This window comes from Leisingera sp. ANG-M1 (assembly GCF_000813745.1).
Taxonomy (GTDB): domain Bacteria; phylum Pseudomonadota; class Alphaproteobacteria; order Rhodobacterales; family Rhodobacteraceae; genus Leisingera.
In genome coordinates this window covers 192286-211200 of record NZ_JWLC01000027.1, presented here as the reverse complement: position 1 = coordinate 211200, position 18915 = coordinate 192286, and the positions used below count along the sequence as shown (strand labels likewise).

Annotated in this window: 17 protein-coding genes; 12 read left to right on the top strand and 5 right to left on the bottom strand. The window is 64.1% G+C overall.

What is annotated here, in order from left to right; translation table 11 throughout:
* Positions 1 to 1200 (top strand): hypothetical protein (locus RA19_RS22785; RefSeq protein WP_052261995.1); only part of this gene is annotated, 1200 nt, incomplete at its 5' end.
* A gap of 42 nt (positions 1201 to 1242) precedes the next feature.
* On the opposite strand, the gene RA19_RS22780 is transcribed toward RA19_RS22785, so the two are convergent.
* Together RA19_RS22780 and RA19_RS22775 are read right to left on the bottom strand one after the other, a co-directional pair.
* Positions 1243 to 3621, bottom strand: coding sequence for a Tex family protein (locus RA19_RS22780; protein WP_039167283.1), 2379 nt, complete (start codon positions 3619 to 3621; stop codon positions 1243 to 1245).
* Between the two features lie 98 nt (positions 3622 to 3719).
* On the bottom strand, positions 3720 to 4043 hold the full coding sequence (locus RA19_RS22775; protein WP_206540299.1) for a winged helix-turn-helix transcriptional regulator: 324 nt from the start codon (positions 4041 to 4043) through the stop codon (positions 3720 to 3722).
* Between the two features lie 235 nt (positions 4044 to 4278).
* Here RA19_RS22775 and RA19_RS25940 point away from each other — a divergent pair, with 235 nt between their 5' ends.
* The 4 genes from RA19_RS25940 (at position 4279) to RA19_RS22755 (ending at position 8206) form a co-directional block, all read left to right on the top strand.
* The gene (locus RA19_RS25940; RefSeq protein WP_206540298.1) at positions 4279 to 4893 is read left to right on the top strand and encodes a hypothetical protein; all 615 of its coding nucleotides are present in this window, start codon (positions 4279 to 4281) and stop codon (positions 4891 to 4893) included.
* A gap of 176 nt (positions 4894 to 5069) precedes the next feature.
* Positions 5070 to 6581: an Asp-tRNA(Asn)/Glu-tRNA(Gln) amidotransferase subunit GatB gene (gene gatB / locus RA19_RS22765; RefSeq protein WP_039167280.1), complete on the top strand. Its 1512-nt coding sequence runs from the start codon at positions 5070 to 5072 to the stop codon at positions 6579 to 6581.
* A gap of 182 nt (positions 6582 to 6763) precedes the next feature.
* The gene (locus RA19_RS22760; protein ID WP_039167278.1) at positions 6764 to 7645 is read left to right on the top strand and encodes a hypothetical protein; all 882 of its coding nucleotides are present in this window, start codon (positions 6764 to 6766) and stop codon (positions 7643 to 7645) included.
* An 81-nt stretch (positions 7646 to 7726) separates the two neighbouring features.
* A complete protein-coding gene (locus RA19_RS22755; protein ID WP_039167275.1) occupies positions 7727 to 8206 on the top strand; it encodes a DUF4177 domain-containing protein in 480 nt (159 codons plus the stop codon).
* Positions 8207 to 8223: 17 nt separating this feature from the next.
* On the opposite strand, the gene RA19_RS22750 is transcribed toward RA19_RS22755, so the two are convergent.
* Positions 8224 to 8478 (bottom strand): BolA family protein, encoded by a 255-nt coding sequence (locus RA19_RS22750; protein ID WP_039167273.1) that lies wholly within the window; start codon positions 8476 to 8478, stop codon positions 8224 to 8226.
* Between the two features lie 108 nt (positions 8479 to 8586).
* Between RA19_RS22750 and RA19_RS22745 the strand changes: the two genes are divergently transcribed.
* From RA19_RS22745 to RA19_RS22710, 7 genes are all read left to right on the top strand, one after another.
* The gene (locus RA19_RS22745; RefSeq protein ID WP_039131749.1) at positions 8587 to 9210 is read left to right on the top strand and encodes a DnaJ domain-containing protein; all 624 of its coding nucleotides are present in this window, start codon (positions 8587 to 8589) and stop codon (positions 9208 to 9210) included.
* A gap of 153 nt (positions 9211 to 9363) precedes the next feature.
* Positions 9364 to 10017 carry a hypothetical protein gene (locus tag RA19_RS22740; protein WP_052261989.1) on the top strand — a complete coding sequence of 218 codons (654 nt, stop codon included), beginning with the start codon at positions 9364 to 9366 and terminating at the stop codon, positions 10015 to 10017.
* A 222-nt stretch (positions 10018 to 10239) separates the two neighbouring features.
* Complete coding sequence (locus RA19_RS22735) at positions 10240 to 10608, top strand: BLUF domain-containing protein (protein WP_039167271.1); 369 nt, start codon at positions 10240 to 10242, stop codon at positions 10606 to 10608.
* A 396-nt stretch (positions 10609 to 11004) separates the two neighbouring features.
* Positions 11005 to 11991, top strand: coding sequence for a cobaltochelatase subunit CobS (cobS, locus tag RA19_RS22725; protein WP_039167267.1), 987 nt, complete (start codon positions 11005 to 11007; stop codon positions 11989 to 11991).
* Positions 11992 to 12158: 167 nt separating this feature from the next.
* Complete coding sequence (cobT, locus tag RA19_RS22720) at positions 12159 to 14036, top strand: cobaltochelatase subunit CobT (protein WP_039167264.1); 1878 nt, start codon at positions 12159 to 12161, stop codon at positions 14034 to 14036.
* A gap of 356 nt (positions 14037 to 14392) precedes the next feature.
* On the top strand, positions 14393 to 16183 hold the full coding sequence (locus RA19_RS22715) for an aminopeptidase P family protein (RefSeq protein WP_039167263.1): 1791 nt from the start codon (positions 14393 to 14395) through the stop codon (positions 16181 to 16183).
* Between the two features lie 73 nt (positions 16184 to 16256).
* Positions 16257 to 16598: a DUF427 domain-containing protein gene (locus RA19_RS22710; protein WP_039167262.1), complete on the top strand. Its 342-nt coding sequence runs from the start codon at positions 16257 to 16259 to the stop codon at positions 16596 to 16598.
* Between the two features lie 203 nt (positions 16599 to 16801).
* On the opposite strand, the gene RA19_RS22705 is transcribed toward RA19_RS22710, so the two are convergent.
* Together RA19_RS22705 and RA19_RS22700 are read right to left on the bottom strand one after the other, a co-directional pair.
* Positions 16802 to 16993 carry a hypothetical protein gene (locus RA19_RS22705; RefSeq protein WP_039167260.1) on the bottom strand — a complete coding sequence of 64 codons (192 nt, stop codon included), beginning with the start codon at positions 16991 to 16993 and terminating at the stop codon, positions 16802 to 16804.
* Between the two features lie 216 nt (positions 16994 to 17209).
* Positions 17210 to 18892 (bottom strand): chloride channel protein, encoded by a 1683-nt coding sequence (locus RA19_RS22700; protein WP_039167258.1) that lies wholly within the window; start codon positions 18890 to 18892, stop codon positions 17210 to 17212.
* Positions 18893 to 18915: the final 23 nt, after the last annotated feature.

Sequence of the window (18915 nt, the reverse complement as noted above, 5' to 3'; positions counted from 1 at the left end):
GCCCCCGCTCCAGCCCCAGCCCCCGCCGAAGAGCTTTTGGCCCGGCCTCTGGAGGACAGCTTGTCGATCCCGGTCTGCAGCCCCCAAGGCGATCCCGATTGCATCCAGGCTCAGGACTGCGGCCAGTTCCTCGCCCGTCAAGAGCGCTGGGATGAGCTCTCCCGCCGCATTCGCGAGGCGGATGAGGCCCGCAGCGCCGCCCGCTGCGGCATTCCGCTTGCCGATCTGATTGCCTATGGCGCCCGCGCCGATGTCGTGAACGCGACCGAACACGCGCTGGCCGAAGAGGAGAATGCCGGCAGCCGCAGCCTGATCCGCGGGCTGATGGCCTTTGAAGCCTTGCGCGCCGAACACCGGCACGACCCCTATCTGACGGCCCTGGTGGCACTGGCGCATATCGACATCGGCTGGGCCTGGCGCAGCCCGGGCAGCGGCCAGGACGCACCCCAGGCCAGCAAGCGCCGCTGCGCCGCCCATTTCGACCGCGCCGCCGCACTGCTGCAGCCGCTGGCGGACGAAAACCACGTCAGCCCGTTTCTCACAGGGGCGCAATGCGCGCTGCTCGCCGGACGCTCCGGCGAAACTCTGCGCGTGGCTGACGCCTTCGGCGCATTGATCGATCTCGCTCCTGGCAACCACCGCCCCATGCGCACGCTGGGCACCCATATGCTGCCGCGCTGGTCCGGATCTTACGCCGCGCTTGAGCTGGAGGCCCGCCGCACCGCCGCGCGGACTTCGGAAATCTGGGGCGCGGGCGGCTACACCTGGGTTTACTTCGACGCCATCACCATCGACGATCAGGCCTGCGCCCGGGTCGACACGCGGTTCTTCCTGGACGGGCTTCGCGACATCGTTGCCGCCAACCCGTCGCAGGAGATGATCAACCTGCTGGCTGCCTACTGCACCGTCACCCTGCGCAAAGGGCTGGGACAGAATCTGCAGGCCGATGTACCCCGGCTGAAGATCGCCGAAGCGGCGGACTGGCTGATCCGCGACCACCTGAAAGAGCTGCACCCGCTGGTTTGGGCCCATGCCGCCGAGGGTTTTGACAACAGCGCCCGCATCACTTCGCTCAGCCGTTTTGCCGCCCGCGGCCATTCCGGTGCGCTGCAAGCCATCGCCACTCAGTTCCGCGAGGAAATCGAAGGCGGCCAGAAAGTGTCCTTCACCGAGCAGGGCCTGGAGTTCACTCCGGCCTGAACTGCCAGACGCATGAAAAACGGGGCCTCAGGCCCCGTTTCCTCATTTTTTCTTGAAAGCGTCCATCAGCGCCGCACCCAGCGCACCGGTGCTTTGGCCGGACCCCTGGCCGCCAGGCTTGCCACCCTTGGGCCCGGCGGGAATCTTGCCTTTGCCGCCCCGGTTTCCGCCCTGCGGACCGCCCGGCTTGCTGCCGCGGCGCGGGCCCTGCCCCTTCGGCGCGCCCCGCGCATTGCGGTCCTCCTTGGCCGAGGCGCCGCCATCCTTGCGCATCGTCAGCCCTATACGCTTGCGTGGCACATCCACCTCGGTGACGGTCACCTTTACCACCTGGCCGGTCTTCACCACCTCATGCGGATCCTTCACAAACCGGTCGGCCAGCTGGCTCACATGCACCAGCCCGTCCTGATGCACGCCGATATCCACAAAGGCGCCAAAGGCCGCCACATTGGTCACTGTTCCTTCCAGCACCATGCCGGGCTTCAGATCGGTGATCTCCTCGACCCCGTCTTTGAAGGACGCGGTCACAAAAGACGGACGCGGGTCGCGGCCTGGCTTCTCCAGCTCCTGGAAAATGTCGCGCACGGTGGGCAGGCCAAAGCTATCGCTGACGAAATCCTCAGCTCTCAATCCCCCCAAGGCCCTCTCATCGCCCATAATCTGCCGGATATCCCGGCCGCAGGCTTGCACCACCTTGCGCGCCACGTCGTAAGCTTCGGGGTGAACCGAGGAAGCATCCAGCGGCTCCTTGCCGTCACGGATCCGCAGGAACCCTGCGCATTGCTCAAATGCCTTGGGGCCAAGGCGCGCAACTTTCAGCAACTCCCGCCGCGATTTGAAGGCGCCGTTCACGTCGCGGTGCGCCACAATCGCCTCTGCCAGCCCGGGGCCAAGGCCCGAGACATGGCTCAGCAGCGGCGCCGAGGCCATGTTCAGGTCGACGCCCACCGCGTTCACCACATCCTCGATCACCGCCTCCAGCGACTTCGACAGTTTATGCTGGTCCACATCATGCTGGTACTGGCCGACGCCAATGCTTTTGGGCTCGATCTTCACCAGTTCCGCCAGCGGATCCTGCAGCCGCCGCGCAATCGACACAGCGCCGCGCAAACTCACATCCAGATCCGGAAACTCCCGCGCCGCCAGCTCAGATGCGGAATAGACCGAAGCGCCCGCCTCGCTCACCACCACCTTGGTCGGCGCCTTCACCTTGGCCGGCAGATGCTTCAGCACCTCCGCCACCATCCGCTCGGTCTCGCGGCTGGCGGTGCCGTTGCCGATGGCAATCAGCTCAACGCCATGCTCGGCAATCAGCTTCACAATAGACACCTGCGCCCCGCGCAGATCGTTCTTCGGCTGGAACGGGTACAAGGTCTCGGTGGCCACCAGTTTCCCGGTTGCATCAACCACTGCCGCCTTAACGCCGGTGCGGATGCCCGGGTCCAGCCCGAGAGTCGGCCGCGCACCGGCTGGCGCTGCAAAGAGCAGGTCTTTCAGGTTGCGCGCAAAGACCTGAATGGCATCCTCTTGCGCGCGGCCGCGCAGATCGCCCATCAGCTCCAGCATCATCGACAGCGACAGTTTCACCCGCCAGGCCCAGCCCGCCACCTTGCGCAACCATATGTCGCCCGGGCCCTGGCCGCCCGCGCCCAGCACCGCCGCGACCATGGCTTCGGCCCGCGCCCCGCCCTCTTCCGGCTCGGGGCCAACGTCCAGCGTCAGCACGCCCTCGTTGGAGCCGCGCAGCATCGCCAGCGCCCGGTGCGAGGGTACATCCGCCCAGCGCTCTGAGTGTTCGAAATAATCCGAGAACTTGGCGCCTTCCTGCTCCTTGCCCTCAATCACCTTGGCGGTGACCACGGATTCGCGCTGCAGAAACTCCCGCAGCCGGCCCAGAAGTTCCGCATTTTCGGTCAAACGCTCTGTCAGAATATCCCGCGCGCCATTCAGCGCATCCTTCACCGTGGCCACGGCCTCGGTGACATAGCTTTCAGCCAGTTTCTCCGGATCGGCGCCGCGGTTGCCCACAATGGCCTCCGCCAGCGGCTCCAGCCCGTTTTCGCGCGCAATCATCGCCTTGGTGCGCCGCTTGGGCTTGTAGGGCAGATAGATATCCTCCAGCTGCGCCTTGGTCTCCGCCTTGGCAATCGAGGCCGCCAGCTCATCGGTCAGCTTGTCCTGAGACTTCACCGATTCCAGGATCGCTGCCCGCCGCTTTTCCAGCTCGCGCAGATACTCCAGCCGCTCCGCCAGAGTGCGCAGCTGGGTGTCATCAAGCCCGCCGGTCGCTTCCTTCCGGTAACGCGCAACAAAGGGCACCGTCGCCCCTTCATCCAGCAGCGCCACCGCGGCGCTCACCTGCTTAGCGGCAGCGCCGATCTCTCCGGCAATGGTCTGACTGATGCGGGCGGATGTGTCCAAGGCGGCCTCCTGAAGTTCTGCTCGGGCTGCCAGTCTTAGCCGCCTGCCCGCGCCGCGCCAAGAGTTCAATGCCAGTTTGGCGGCTGCCAGCCCGCTTATCAGGGACCGTCTGGCAGATCCGGCGTATGCGCTTCCCCCCAGGCCCTGATTGCGGTCATGACAGGGGCCAGCGCCTCGCCGCTACTGGTCAGGCGGTATTCCCACCGCGGCGGGTTCTGCGAATAGGCCTGCCGCTCCAACACGCCGTTTTCCTCCAGCCTGCGCAGCCGCCCGGAAAGCGTATTCGGCGAGATCTTCAGGATATCCTGCAAGTCCTGAAACCGCCGCGGCCCTTCCAGGAAAAACTCGCGCAGGATCAGAAGGACCCACTGGTCCCCCATCACATTCGTCGCCCTCAGAACCGGGCAATTTTCACGTGGCATTTGGCTCATGGAAAGAATTTAGGCGTTTGGCTTGCAAATGTGAAGTAACTACTTATCTGATAGCCACTATCAAACCAGAACCAACCTAGCAACGGTCCAGCCAGGAGTCAGGACAATGTTTGAAACCTTCGCCACATACTACGTTCAGGCCTTCGCAGTCATTCTGCCCGCCTTTGCCATCGGCCTTCTCTGCATCGGCGCTCTGAAATCAGGCCTCCCCTTGAGGCAAGCTGCAATGGGTGTCGCAGCGACCGCTGTTCTCCTTGGCCTGTGGTTTCCGCTGATTTCAGTCCTGGCCAAGGCAGGCATTCTCATGCCTCCCCTCGAATACACCGACCCGCCTTACGCGCTGATGCCTCTGCTTGGTGGTGCATTTCTCCTCTGGTCAATGGGGCGCCTGACAGCCACCGGGCGGGCGATCCTGGGAGGGTTAAGCCATTCTCATCTGATCAGCATCCAAAGTCTCCGGCTGATAGGCGGCGTGTTTGTAATAGGCTGGCTGACGGGTGACCTGCCTTGGCAATTCGCATTGCCCGCCGGTATTGGCGACATCCTGGCCGGCGTTGCTGCAATTCAGGCTATGCGCGCCCTGAACCGCGGCGATGCCAATGCTGAAAGCCTGGTCCGCCGCGCCAGTTACATCGGCCTGGTGGACTTTGCCGTTGCGGTCAGCCTCGGCATTGCGACCTCGGCAGGAGCCCTGCAACTGATGTCCTTTGACAATCCCAATATCATCAACGCCTACCCCCTGGCCCTGTTCCCGGAATACTTCGTACCGGTGTTTATTGCCTTCCAGCTGTTCTCCCTCGGTGCCCTGCGCCGCAAGAGCCGGCAGCTGGCTGCAGTCTAAAGCCTCCCGCGGCGGTTCTTCGGGGCCGCCGCCTTCAGTCGTCCGCCTTCCCGTCACGGCACAGCCGCCCGATTTCCACGGCTGGCCGCTGTTTCCCATCCTTGCGGCTCTTGCTCCCCCTGCCGCACTGGCCTAGAACGCTTGCCAACTAGGACATTCGGATACGGCGGAAAACCATGCTCGACCTGACATATGAACTCCCCAAGCCCAAGGTGATCGCGGGCGCCAAGCATGACTGGGAATTGGTCATCGGCATGGAGGTGCATGCCCAGGTCAGCTCCAATGCCAAGCTGTTCTCCGGCGCCTCCACCAAGTTCGGCGCCGAGCCGAACTCCAACGTGGCCATGGTCGACGCAGCGATGCCCGGCATGCTGCCGGTGATCAACGAATACTGCGTCGAGCAGGCGGTACGCACCGGCCTCGGCCTCAAGGCGGACATCAATCTGTGGTCGGCCTTTGACCGCAAGAACTATTTCTACCCGGACCTGCCGCAAGGCTACCAGATCTCTCAGCTCTATCACCCCATCGTAGGCGAAGGCGAAGTGCTGGTGGAACTGGGCGACGGCACCGCGCGCAACGTGCGTGTCGAGCGCATCCACATGGAGCAGGACGCGGGCAAATCGATCCACGACATGGACCCCAACATGTCCTTCGTGGACCTGAACCGCACCGGCGTCTGCCTGATGGAGATCGTCTCCCGCCCGGACATCCGCGGCCCCGAGGAAGCAGCAGCCTATATCGCCAAGCTGCGCCAGATCATGCAGTACCTGGGCACCTGCGACGGCAACATGCAGAACGGCAACCTGCGGGCTGACGTCAACGTCTCCGTTTGCCTGCCGGGCCAGTATGAGAAATACCAGGAAACCCAGGACTTCTCGCATCTCGGCACCCGCTGCGAGATCAAGAACATGAACTCCATGCGCTTCATCCAGCAAGCGATTGAGGTCGAAGCCCGCCGCCAGATCGCCATCATCGAGGCCGGCGGCGAGGTCGAGCAGGAGACCCGCTTGTACGATCCGGACAAGGGCGAAACCCGCTCCATGCGCTCCAAGGAAGAGGCGCATGACTACCGCTATTTCCCCGACCCCGACCTGCTGCCGCTGGAAATCGAGCAGGCCTGGGTGGACGACATCGCCGCCAATCTGCCGGAACTGCCGGACCAGAAAAAAGCACGCTTTATCGGCGACTTCGGCCTCAGCGATTATGACGCCTCGGTGCTGACCGCCGAAGTGGAAGCCGCGGCATACTTCGAGGAAACCGCCAAGGGCCGCAGCGGCAAGCTGGCTGCCAACTGGGTGATCAACGAGCTGTTCGGCCGCCTCAAGAAGGACGACAAGGGCATCACCGACAGCCCGGTCACTCCGGCACAGCTGGGCGGCATCATTGACCTGATCGCCTCCGACGCGATCTCCGGCAAGATCGCCAAGGACCTGTTCGAGATCGTCTATACCGAAGGCGGCGACCCGGCCCAGATCGTCGAAGAACGCGGCATGAAGCAGGTGACCGACACCGGCGCCATCGAGACCGCCCTGGACGAAATCATCGCCGCCAACCCGGCGCAGGTGGAGAAAGCCAAGGTGAACCCGAAACTGGCAGGCTGGTTTGTCGGCCAGGTGATGAAAGCCACCGGCGGCAAGGCCAACCCCAAAGCGGTGAACGAGCTGGTCGCCAAGAAACTGGGCGGCTGAACTTGCCCGTCTTGCACGCACAGGAGAAGGCACCCCATGGGTGCCTTTTTTTGTCTGGCCACAGCGCCTGCCAGCAAAGGCTTCTCCCGCCATTCTGACTTCGCAGCTCTTTCAAACCGGCTGCTGCATTTCTGATACGCCTTTTTCCATTGATACTCCGTTGACGCTGACCGGGAGCCATCATGCACGTCACCATTCACATCGGCCTGCCCAAATGCGCGTCTAGTTCCCTGCAGGGATACTTTGCTGACAACGACGCCCTGTTCCGTAACGCCGGACTGCTTTACCCGGTCAGCCACCGTCAGGAAGACGGCTACAGGCATCATGACCCGCTGCTGGCCTCCGGATTGGACGTGGCTGCTGCGGCTGATGACATTCTGCAGGAGGCCGAAGCGTCCGGCTGCCGCCGCGTTCTGCTCTCCGCCGAACAATTCTCCAGCGACCGCACCGGCAAGCTTGCCGCCGTGGCCGGGGCATTTGCGGACCGGCTCAGCCCTGATGCGGTCTCTTGCCTTTGCCTGATCCGGGACCCGGTTGCGATGCTGCGCTCAAGCTACCAGCAATTCGTGCGCGCCGGTCTTTGGCGGATCGACCGCCAGGCGTTCTACCAAACCACCGATGCGTCGATGGAGGCCTATATCCAGGAATTCCACAGGCTTTGGGGCTGCCACTGGTTTGCCTATGACCAGTTAATCACGCGTGCCATGGCTGGGGTTCCCGCCAGCGGGCTCCAGGTTTGGGACCTGGACCAAACCCCAAGCTTGACGGAGCGTTTGAACGCCCATTTCAATCTTCCGGACGGCACCGCCGCAGAGGTCCGGAACACTCGTCTGCCGCAAGTGAAGATACAGTTTCTGCGCCGCTTCCAACAGGATTTCGGCCACAAGATCTATGACCGCAACCGCCCCGCGCTTATCCGCAGGGTCAATCTCTCCGGCAGCGGCTACACGCCCGAGCAGGCACTCCTGGACGGCCTAGACCTGCCGGACGGCCAGCTGCAACAGCGCTTCCCGCAAATGCAAACACATAAGTTGAAGGCCCTGGCTATGAGCGGCCCCCGGTAACACTCTGCCCGGCCGCCGTCCGCCAAAGCTTGACCCGCAGCCCCTAACCGCTAAACCTGCGCCTTGAGACAGGAGACGTTCATGCAAGCTTTTGAGTACAAGGTTGTTCCCGCCCCCGCCAAGGGCACCAAGGCGAAAGGGGTGAAATCACCCGAGGCGCGCTTTGCCAATTCGATCGAGATCCTGCTGAACGAAATGGCAGCCGAAGGCTGGGAATTCCAGCGCGCCGAGCTGCTGCCGAGCGAAGAGCGCTCAGGCCTCACTGGCTCTACCACCAATTGGCGCAACGTGATGGTATTCCGCAGGGCCGTTGCCGCCGATCAGCCCGCCGAAGCGCCTGCAGAGGACGCCGCCGCCCCAGTACCGGAATTCCGCCATAGCGAACCGCCGCTGACCGCCGCTGCAGGCGATCCGCTGGCGCCGCCGGAAGCCACTCAGGTGCCAGGCCCCGGCGCTGCCAAAATGCAGGCCGACGATGGTGTCGAAGAACTGAGCCCGGTCTCCGGCATGACCGCCGCGCTGAAAAAGCGGGCCGAGCAAAAAGGCGACGGGGAGGACTGATCCTCCCCCTTTTCTGATTACGCCCCGATATCCAGCGCCAGCGCGTGGATGCGCGGCACTATACCGCCCAGGGCTTTGTGCACGGCCCGGTGCTGCGCCACCCGGGACATGCCCTGAAACGCCTCAGCCCGGATCATCACCGCAAAATGGCTCTCGCCCGAGCCATCATCACCGGCATGCCCCGCATGCTTGTAGCTTTCGTTCTCAACCTCCAGCGCGCTTGGCGCAAAGGCCTCTTGCAGCGCCGCTTCGATTTCGTCCTTCACACTCATTTTCCGCTCATCCCCTCACTTTTTTCTCTGCGCCCTCTTCAATCTGGCGCCCCTTAGACTAAACTGCTGCCTCCGAGTCGAACAGATGCGTCTAGAAGGTGCACCCCCATGAGCAAGTCCGATCCTTTTGGCTTTGATATGTCCGTCCGCTCCGCGAAAAAGAAGAACCCGCGCGGGCGCCGGGCGGCCACCGGAGCGTCCGAAACATCCCAGCGCGTCTGCGACAAGGAAGGCTGCAACGAGCCCGGCAAGTTCCGTGCGCCGAAAGCCCCGGATGTGCTGGATGATTTCTACTGGTTCTGCCAGGAGCATGTGCGCGAGTACAACAACCAGTGGAACTTCTTCGAAGGCACCACCGAGGCCGAGATGAACGCACAGCGCTCCAAGGACAAGGTCTGGGAGCGTGAGACCAAACCGATGGGCGACCCCGAAGCTCGCGCCTGGGCGCGGCTTGGCATCGAGGATCCGCATCAGGTTCTGGGCGCCAACGCCACCCAGAACCCCGGCCGCAGCGCCAAGGCAGGCCGCCGCCTGCCGCCCACCGAGCGCCGCGCGGTCGAAATCCTGGAGGCCAAGGACGACTGGTCCAAGGCCGACATCCGCAAGGCCTACAAGAAGCTGATCAAAGTGCTGCACCCGGACATGAACGGCGGCGACCGCAGCCAGGAGGAACAGCTGCAGGAAGTGATGTGGGCCTGGGACCAGATCAAGGACAGCAAGAGCTTCAAGTAATCCGGCAGATACAATTCGTGAGGGCGGCAGGCAGCCGCCCTTTTCTTTGCCTGGCTCCCGCCCCGGCTTGCAGAATTCCCGCATCCGGGCAGAGAGCCGCTCAGCGGTTCACCGGCGCTTGCAGCTCCGGGCGGTTTGCCGCTAATTCGCACCATGCCAGCCAAGATCTTTTCCATGCAGGCGCGGGAAGACGGCAGCGCCCGCCTCGCGCTCAAACTCAAACCTGCCGGACGCAGCGGTATCGAGCGCATTTCCTGCGATGTGCCGCCGGATGGCCTGGTGCAGCTAGTGCTCTTTTCCGAAGCGCTTTGCCTGCGCAGCGCTGCAGGTCTGCCAGCCGCCGCCGAAGTCGCGTTCGACGGGCTTGTACTGTCCTTCGATCCGGCCCGGCAGGACATTCTGGTCGAACGGCAGGCCGGCTATTCCCAGCAGACCGCCCGCCTTCCCGCCGGCAGCTTTCTGGCCGAAATGGCCGCCATGACCGAGATTTGCATTGCCCGGGCAGAGACCTCGAAACACGGGCAGGCGCTCAAGGAACTGCTGGCCGGCTGCCCTGCTCCCGAAGGGCTGGAGGCATTGGCGGGCAAGGATGATGCTGAACAGGCGCTGCACCATCTGCATGAAATCGCTTTGCTGCTCCTGGTGCAGGAGGCCGCCGCCCGCGGGTCTGCGCTGGCCCGCATGCTGCGCGGGAAGAAGTCCCGCGACCAGGCCGCGGGCGCGGTTCGCAGTCTGCTGCACGGGCTCGCCGCCGAACTGGTTGCAGAACCAGCCCCTCTCTCCGCCTCCCCGCTCCACAGCGCCTGAGCCTGAGCGCAACCGCCTCGCTGCGAACGGCAGGCGGGCTGCGCACCGCAAGGCCATCCCGCTATCCTTTGGGATAAGTGCCCGCGCCTTTGCACCGGGCAAGACCGCACTTCTATCCTTTTGCAGTCGGGCAAGGCACGCGGATCCCGTGTAAATTGAGTGCACTGAGAACGTTCGCTTCAACCGCCTTACCTGCCCTGCCCCCTGCTCAGGAGACCGCCAATGATCCGCCTCGTCCTTTCCGCTGCCCCGGCCGCTGGCCTCACTCACCAGGATATCGGCAAGTTCATCAGCGAAACCCGCCCGCAGTGCCGCAACAACGGAGTCACCGGCATGATGATCCGCAACGGCGGAACCATTCACTTCATCATCGAGGGCCCCGAAACCGCGATAAACGCCACCGCATCCCAAATCCTCTCCAGCCCGCTGTTTGAGGGGGCTGCGAAAGGCGGCACGATGCCGATCCGTTTCCGCGCCCTCGACAAGATCTGCCTGGCCTATGCCAAACCTGAAAACCTGTCGGAAGACATGTGCCGCGAGATCACCATGCTCACAGGGCTGGAGTTCGAACAGGACGCCCTGGCCGCCTGACTCCTGCCCGCCCAGCTTACCCCCTCCCGTGAAAAGACCGTCCCGGCCGCCCCAGCCATGGGCGGTCTTTTGCCGAAAATTAACGATTGCCCCCGGCCGCTTTGACGCCTGCTGCCCCTCGGGCTACGCAAAGATGTGCCGGCCGCAGCTTACCCCCCCGAAGCGAGACAAGAGCCGGTGAAAATGCGCCCCCTGCTGCCCGGCCGGGGGCGCTGTTTCGTTGCCGCCCCGCGCTGCCTCCGGCTGCATCTCAGGCCGCAGCCTGTCCAGTTCCGGCACAATCGCATCATCAGCTGGATTGAGGCGCGACTTTCCCTTGCGCGCGGGCGCCAGATCGGGCACCAATCCCGCGGATTGGACCCTGAACACAGGGAAGAGAGATAAGGATCGACTGGGATGACCGAGGGCTTTGTGGACATGAACGCGAAACCGACTGAAGCGGTTTCGGTGCGTGACGTATTCGGGATCGACACTGACATGACGGTCAAGGGCTTTGCCGAAGGCTCCGACCGGGTGCCGGCACTGGACCCGACCTACAAGTTCGACCCGGAAACCACGCTGGCCATCCTGGCGGGCTTCAGCCACAACCGCCGCGTTATGATCCAGGGCTACCACGGCACCGGTAAATCGACCCACATCGAGCAGGTCGCCGCCCGCCTGAACTGGCCCTCTGTCCGCGTGAACCTCGACAGCCACATCTCCCGGATCGACCTGATCGGCAAGGACGCGATCAAGCTGCGCGACGGCAAGCAGGTCACTGAATTCCACGAGGGCATTCTGCCTTGGGCGCTGCGCAACCCTGTCGCAATCGTGTTCGACGAATACGACGCAGGCCGCGCCGACGTGATGTTCGTGATTCAGCGTGTTCTTGAACATGACGGCAAGCTGACCCTGCTGGACCAGAACGAGATCATCACCCCGAACCCGTTCTTCCGCCTGTTCGCCACCGCCAACACCGTCGGCCTCGGCGACACCACCGGCCTCTACCACGGCACCCAGCAGATCAACCAGGCCCAGATGGACCGCTGGTCGCTGGTCTCGACCCTGAACTACCTGAGCCACGATGCCGAGGCCGCGATCATCCTGTCGAAGGCACCGCATTACAACACCGAAGCAGGCCGCAAGACCATCAGCCAGATGGTGACCGTTGCAGACCTGACCCGTACCGCCTTCATGAACGGCGATCTGTCCACTGTGATGTCGCCGCGGACTGTGATCAACTGGGCCCAGAACGCCGAGATCTTCCGCAATGTGGGCTATGCCTTCCGCCTGTCGTTCCTGAACAAATGCGACGAGCTGGAGCGCCAGACCGTGGCCGAGTTCTACCAGCGCTGCTTCGACGAAGAACTGCCGGAAAGCGCCGCCAGCGTCTCGCTGGGCTGATTTTGACGTGCCGCCCGGCCGAAAGGCCGGGCAGCGCCCGACCCGCCCCCCACGGGGCGGGCGCTTCGCTTCCTGCCCCGCCGGGACGGGCGCTGCCCTAACCGCAGCCCGCCCACTGGACTTTACCGGAGGCTAAGGCGATGCTGACAAGCGGATAAGGTGCGACCATGAAAAAGCCAAACGACAACCCAGCCGATCCGTTCAAGAAGGCGCTGGCCGAAGCCACCAAGGTGATGGCCAACGACCCGGAGCTGTCGGTCAGCTACACCGTCGATCCCTCAGGCCTGTCGGGCGACTCGATGCGGCTGCCGCAGGTCTCCCGCCGGATGACCCGCGAGGAAGTGCTGCTGGCCCGCGGCACCGCCGACGCACTGGCCTTGCGCCACAAGTTCCACGACGACGCCACCCACGCCAAATATGTGCCGCAGGGCGAAATGGCCCGCGACCTCTATGAGGCGATGGAAACCGCCCGCTGCGAGGCGATGGGCGCACGCCACATGCCCGGCACCGCGTCGAACATCGACGTCAAGATCCGCAACGAGTCGATCCGCCGCGGCTATGACCAGATGAAGTCCTCCTCCGAGGCGCCGCTGGCCGCAGCCGCAGGCTTCCTGGTGCGCCATCTGGCGACCGGCCGCGAGCTGCCCGAAGGGGCTTCCAACATCATGGAGCTGTGGCGCGGCTTCATCGAATCCCAGGCCGGCGGCACGCTGGAAAACCTGGACGAAACCATTGCTGATCAGGCGGCATTCGCCAAGCTGGCGCGGCAGATCATTTCCGACCTTGGCTACGGCGACCAGCTGGGCGACGACCCGGACGAGCTGGATGACGACGCCAACGACGAGGCCGAGGACAACGCCGAAGAGCAGGACGATCCGGACAGCACCGGCCAGGATGACTCGGAAGAGGAGCAGGCCGACGCATCCCCCGAGCAGAGCCAGGAGCAGCAGCAGGACGAAAGCCAGGCCCAGGTCTCGATGGACGAGATGGCCGAGGACGAGCTGTCGGAAGAGACCGAAATGCCCGACGGCGAGGCGCCGCTGGAGCCGCCTGCGCCGCCGCCCGCCTCCGAAGCGGATCCCGACTACAAGGTGTTTCTCGACACCCACGACGAGGAAATCGCTGCCGAAGACCTGGCCGAGCCCGCTGAACTGGAACGCTTGCGTGCGTATCTCGACCAGCAGCTGGAGCCGCTCAAAGGCGCAGTGTCACGCCTTGCCAACAAGCTGCAGCGCCGCCTGCAGGCGCAGCAGAACCGCTCCTGGGAGTTCGACCGCGAGGAAGGCATCCTGGATGCCGGCCGCCTGGCCCGGGTTGTCGCCAACCCGACCACACCTCTGTCGTTCAAGGTCGAGAAAGACACCGAGTTCCGCGACACTGTGGTGACGCTGCTGCTGGACAACTCCGGTTCCATGCGCGGCCGCCCGATCTCGATCGCCGCGATCTGCGCCGACGTACTGGCCCGCACGCTGGAACGCTGCAACGTGAAGGTCGAAATCCTCGGGTTCACCACCCGTGCCTGGAAAGGCGGCATGGCGCGCGAGGCCTGGCTGAACGAAGGCCGCCCGCAGCAGCCCGGCCGCCTCAACGACCTGCGCCACATCATCTACAAGGGCGCCGACGCCCCGATGCGCCGCACCCGCGCCAACCTGGGCCTGATGATGAAAGAGGGCCTGCTGAAGGAAAACATCGACGGCGAGGCGCTGGAATGGGCCCACCGCCGGATGGCCGGGCGCCCCGAGGCGCGCAAGATCCTGATGGTGATTTCGGACGGCGCTCCGGTGGACGATTCGACGCTCTCGGTGAACCCGGCAAATTACCTGGAGAAACACCTGCGCGACGTGATTGCCATGGTGGAGAAGAAAAAGCAGGTGGAGCTGCTGGCGATCGGCATCGGCCACGACGTGACCCGCTATTACGAACGGGCAGTGACCATTACCGATGTGGAGCAGCTGGCCGGCGCCATGACCGAACAGCTTGCCGCGCTGTTCGACAGCGACCCGCGCGCCCGCGCCCGCGTCATGGGCATGAAACGCGCCAGCTGACAGCAGCCGCCGGAGCAAGGTGCCAGGGCAGCTCTCCCGCGCCTTTGGCCTGCATCAAAGATGCCGCCAAAAGCCTTGGGCGTGGCCGCGCGCATTCGCGCGCGGCGGCACCGGAGGCTTTGCCTCCGGTGCCCGGCCCAACGGGGCGGGGAGCATCTTCGATGCTCCCAAGCCCGGGCGGGAGCCTCCCGTTTCCCTAATGCCGCAAGGTCCCTGTCATTCTCTGCCCGCCGGGCTTGCCAGCCGCGGGGCGATTTGGGACAAGAAGGAATGCGCGGAAGCTTTCCGCGCCTTTTCTTTGCCGCCAGGGGCCAGCGCCCCCAGCCGCCCCGCCCGTCAAGCAGGAGAGTTGCCCCATGTATCAGACCTTCGATGTGACCGCGCGCCCGGAGCAAGGCCCGCCGCGGCTGGCAGCATTGCGCAAGGAGCTGGCCGCAGAAAACCTCGACGGCTTTCTGGTGCCCCGCGCCGATGCCCATCAGGGCGAATACGTGGCGCCCCGCGACGAACGGCTGGGCTGGCTCACCGGCTTCACCGGCTCGGCCGGATTCTGCGCCGTGCTCCGGGACATCGCCGGCGTCTTTATCGACGGCCGCTACCGCACCCAGGTGAAACGGCAAGTTGCAGAGGAGTACACCCCTGTCCCCTGGCCCGAAGTGCAGCTGGCGGACTGGCTGAAAGAACAGCTGCCGCAGGGCGGAAATGTCGGCTTCGACCCCTGGCTGCATGCTGCAGGACAGATCACCTCCCTCACCCGCGAGCTGAAAGGCAGCAGCATCACCCTGGTGCAATGCGAAAACCTGGTGGACCGCATCTGGGCGGATCAGCCCGCGCCGCCGATGCAGCCTGTGGCAGCGCACCCGCTGGACTACGCGGGCGAAAGTGCTGCGGACAAATGCGCCCGCCTCGCCAAGGGCCTGCAGGATGCAGGCCAGGCGGCGGCTGTCATCACCCTGCCCGACAGCATCATGTGGCTCTTGAACATCCGCGGCGGCGATGTGGCCCGTAACCCGGTGGCGCATGGCTTTGCCATCCTGCACAGCGATGCCCGCGTGGACCTGTTCATGGCGGCGGAAAAACTTGCAGGCCTTAAGGGCCACTTCGGCCCCTCGGTCACGCTGCTCGCGCCCGAAGACTTCCTGCAGGCCGCCGCCGCGCTCAACGGCTCGGTCGCAGCTGACAGCGGCACCCTGCCGCAAATCGTGGCCGACGCATTGGGAGACCGTCTGGTGCCCGCAGGCGACCCCTGCGCCCTGCCCAAGGCCCGCAAAAACGCGGCTGAAATCGCAGGCAGCGCCGCAGCGCATCTGCGCGATGGTGCCGCCGTGATCGAGCTCCTGGCCTGGCTCGATGCACAGGCGCCCGGAACCCTTACCGAAATCGGCGTGGTCAAGAAGCTGGAAGAGTTCCGCCGTCAGGACCCTTCCTTACGCGACATTAGCTTTGAAACCATCGCAGGCACCGGCGAAAACGGCGCCGTCATGCACTACCGGGTCACTGACGAGACCGACACCCGGCTGGAGGACGGCCACCTCCTGGTGCTCGACAGCGGCGGCCAGTACCTGGACGGCACCACCGACATCACCCGCACCATTGCCATCGGCACGCCCGGTGAGGAGGAACGCAACGCATATACCCGCGTGCTACAGGGCATGATCGCCATGTCCCGCCTGCGCTGGCCCAAGGGGCTTGCGGGCCGCGATATCGAGGCCATCGGCCGGATGCCGCTGTGGCTGGCAGGACAGGACTTCAACCATGGGCTTGGCCACGGTGTTGGCGCCTATCTAAGTGTCCACGAGGGCCCGCAGCGCCTTGCCCGCACCAGCCACGTGCCGTTTGAACCCGGCATGATCCTGTCAAACGAGCCCGGCTACTACCGCGAAGGCGCCTTTGGCATCCGCATCGAGAACCTGATCGTTGCCCAGGAGGCCCCGGCGCTTGAGACCAGCGATCCGGAGCGCGAGATGCTTTGCTGGCGCACCCTGACCTTTGCCCCCATTGACCGGCGGCTGGTAAACGTGGCAATGCTTACCGCCTGCGAACGGGACTGGCTGAATGCCTACCACCAGGAGGTGGCCGAAAAGACCGCAGCACAGCTCAGCCCCGCCGCAAAGGCGTGGCTTGATGCCGCAACCGCCCCCTTGTGACACGCGATTGTTACATAGGCTGCTACATAGACTGAGCAAAGACGACACGAACGAAGAGAATGGGAAAACACGCATGACCACTATCCGCATCCGCAAGGCCGAAGGCACCTGGACCGTCCGCTCCGGCGGCGCCGTGTTGGGGGAAAGCTCCAACGCTCTGGAGCTGTCTGAGGGCGATCTGGATCCGGTCATCTATTTCCCGCGCGGCGATCTGGCGATGGCCTTCTTCGACAAGACCGAAAAGACCAGCCATTGCCCGCACAAGGGCGATGCCAGCTACTATTCGATCGCCAATAAATCCTCGGTCACCGAAAACGCCGCTTGGAGCTATGAAGATCCGATCGAGGCCGTGGCCGAAATCAAAGGCTACCTGGCCTTTGTTCTGAGCGATTCTGTCAAGGTGGAGCAGGTCTGAACCGGCTTCCCGCCCTGCCCCCCCGGCGGGGCCCGGCTGCATCACCCTGAAAACTCAAAAACCGGCGCGTTGAGTGCCGGTTTTTTTGTGTCCATTTTTGTGTCCGGCAGCGGGGACCGCACCGTCAGAGCTAAAGACTAAAACAAATATTCCGCCGCCCTGGGTCCGGGCGCTGGGAGTGCCTCGCGGCAATTGGGAACCAGTCAGGTCAGGACAGCACGGCTGAGGTTCAGCCTGGCTTCTTCCAGCGCATCGCCTGCGCCGAGAATATCCGTCTCCCGGGCGCATTGGATCGCGTAATTGATCACCGCCTCCAGCGCAGCCCGTTCATTTTCCCGCTCGTCCGCCTTCATGTTCGCACCAGCCTCTTGCGGGCCGATTTCGAGATTACGCATCTTTTTCCTGCCAAAAGTGAGAAAGACCTGCTTTTATTCACAGTCTTGCTGCAGGTGCTGCGGCGGGCAACGAATTTCTTAGTAATTTCTTAACCTGCACGTTCAAAGTGTATCCAATTCCCCACAGTTCTGGGGAGGCAGTGGAAAAAATTCCCCTTTAGGGTCACAGTTCCGTGTCAGGCGAACCGCACGGACGGGGGCAGCCCTGGCAACCCGCTATCTGTGCTCTTCGGCAGCGGCGGCGGCCAGCGCCCGGTTATAGGCCTTCAGGGCATCCACCTGGTACAACGCGCCGATAATCTCTTCACTGCCGCCCTCCTCCATCATCACCGGCAGGAACACCGCATCTGCCCGGTCAAACACCGGCATCGCCGCCTCCAGCGAGGCGGAGGCGCGGATGCACAGCCCCTGCTCCACCAGCCCGCGGCACTCTTCCAGAGGCGCACAGCGGCTGTCGCCCATCGGCCGCATCACTGCCCCTGCCCGGATCAGCGACAACAGATAGGCTTGCGGGCCAGCCGCGCAGTGGATGTTGCGCTTTTCCAGCTGGGTAAGGAAGAAGGAGCGGTCCACCAGACGCGAGGCCAGCGCCGTCGACATCGAGACCGACACCATCACCGCCAGGCCGATCTGCCAGTCGCCCGTCAGCTCGAACACAATCAGCGTGGTGGAAATCGGCGCCCCGAGAACAGCTGCTGCCACCGCCCCCATGCCGGCAAAGGCATAAAGCGTGTGGGTGCCGGAGACATCCGGCAGCACCGCAGTGGCAATCAGGCCGAAGGCTAGCCCGGTCAGCGCCCCGACCATCAGCGAAGGGGAGAACACGCCGCCGCCCATGCGCCCGCCCATGGTGATCGCCACAGCCGCGGTCTTGACAGCGGTAAAGATCACCGCCTGCCCCAGGAGCAGCCCGCCAGTGAGCGCCAGCACCGTGGTTTCATAGCCGACACCGATGATATGCGGATACCAGATGGCGATAACGCCCAGCATGGCGCCCGACACCGCCGGGCGCAGCCAGCGCGGCAGATGCAGCCGCTGCTGCACCGTATTGCCCACCTTATCGGCAAAGAAGATCGCCTTCATCAGCGCCACAGCAACCAACCCGCAGATCAGCCCCAGGATCAGGAAGGCCGGCAGCTCCACATAGAACTGCAGCGCCCCGGGCGTATTCAGGGTGAACTCGGTGACATCGCCGTATTCCAGCCGGTTGATCACAGTTCCGGCCACAGAGGCCACCACAATCGGCGCAAAAGCATTGACCGAAAAATGCCGCAGCACCACCTCCATCGCAAACAGCGCGCCTGCGATGGGCGCATTGAAGCTGGCCGAAACCCCTGCCGCCACCGCGCAGCCCAGCAGGTCGCGCCCGGTGATGCCGTCGGCGTTGATCCGGTTGCTGACCCAGGTGGAGATCACCCCGGCCAAATGCACCACCGGCCCTTCGCGTCCGGTGGAACCGCCCGTCGACAAGGTGATGAAGGAGGCCAGTGCTGAGGCCAGCCCCTCTTTGTGCTCGACCCGCCCGTTGTGCAGCGCAGCGCCTTCGATCACATCAGCAACCGAGCGCACCCGCCCGTCCGGCGTGAACCGGTCCAGGATCAGCCCCACCACCAGCCCGCCGCCGGCGGCAATACTGACCAGCGTGTACCAGGGCAGGTCTTGCGCAAAGGAATGCAGGTAGTGGATGTCCGGCGCGCCGTAGATCCAGGCTTGCAGCGCCGTGATCCCCTTGCGGAAGAACAAGGCGGCAAACCCCGCCGCGATGCCAATCCCCAGGGCAATCAGCCAGAACTGGAACTGGCTGGGGCCGCGGTGCCGAAGCACCCGCCAGATGTCTTTCAGGCCCGCCAGCCACTGGACAAGCATTGCGGAAAGGGACGAACGGATTTCTTCTACCATAGCCTGCCAGCGGGTCGTTTGTT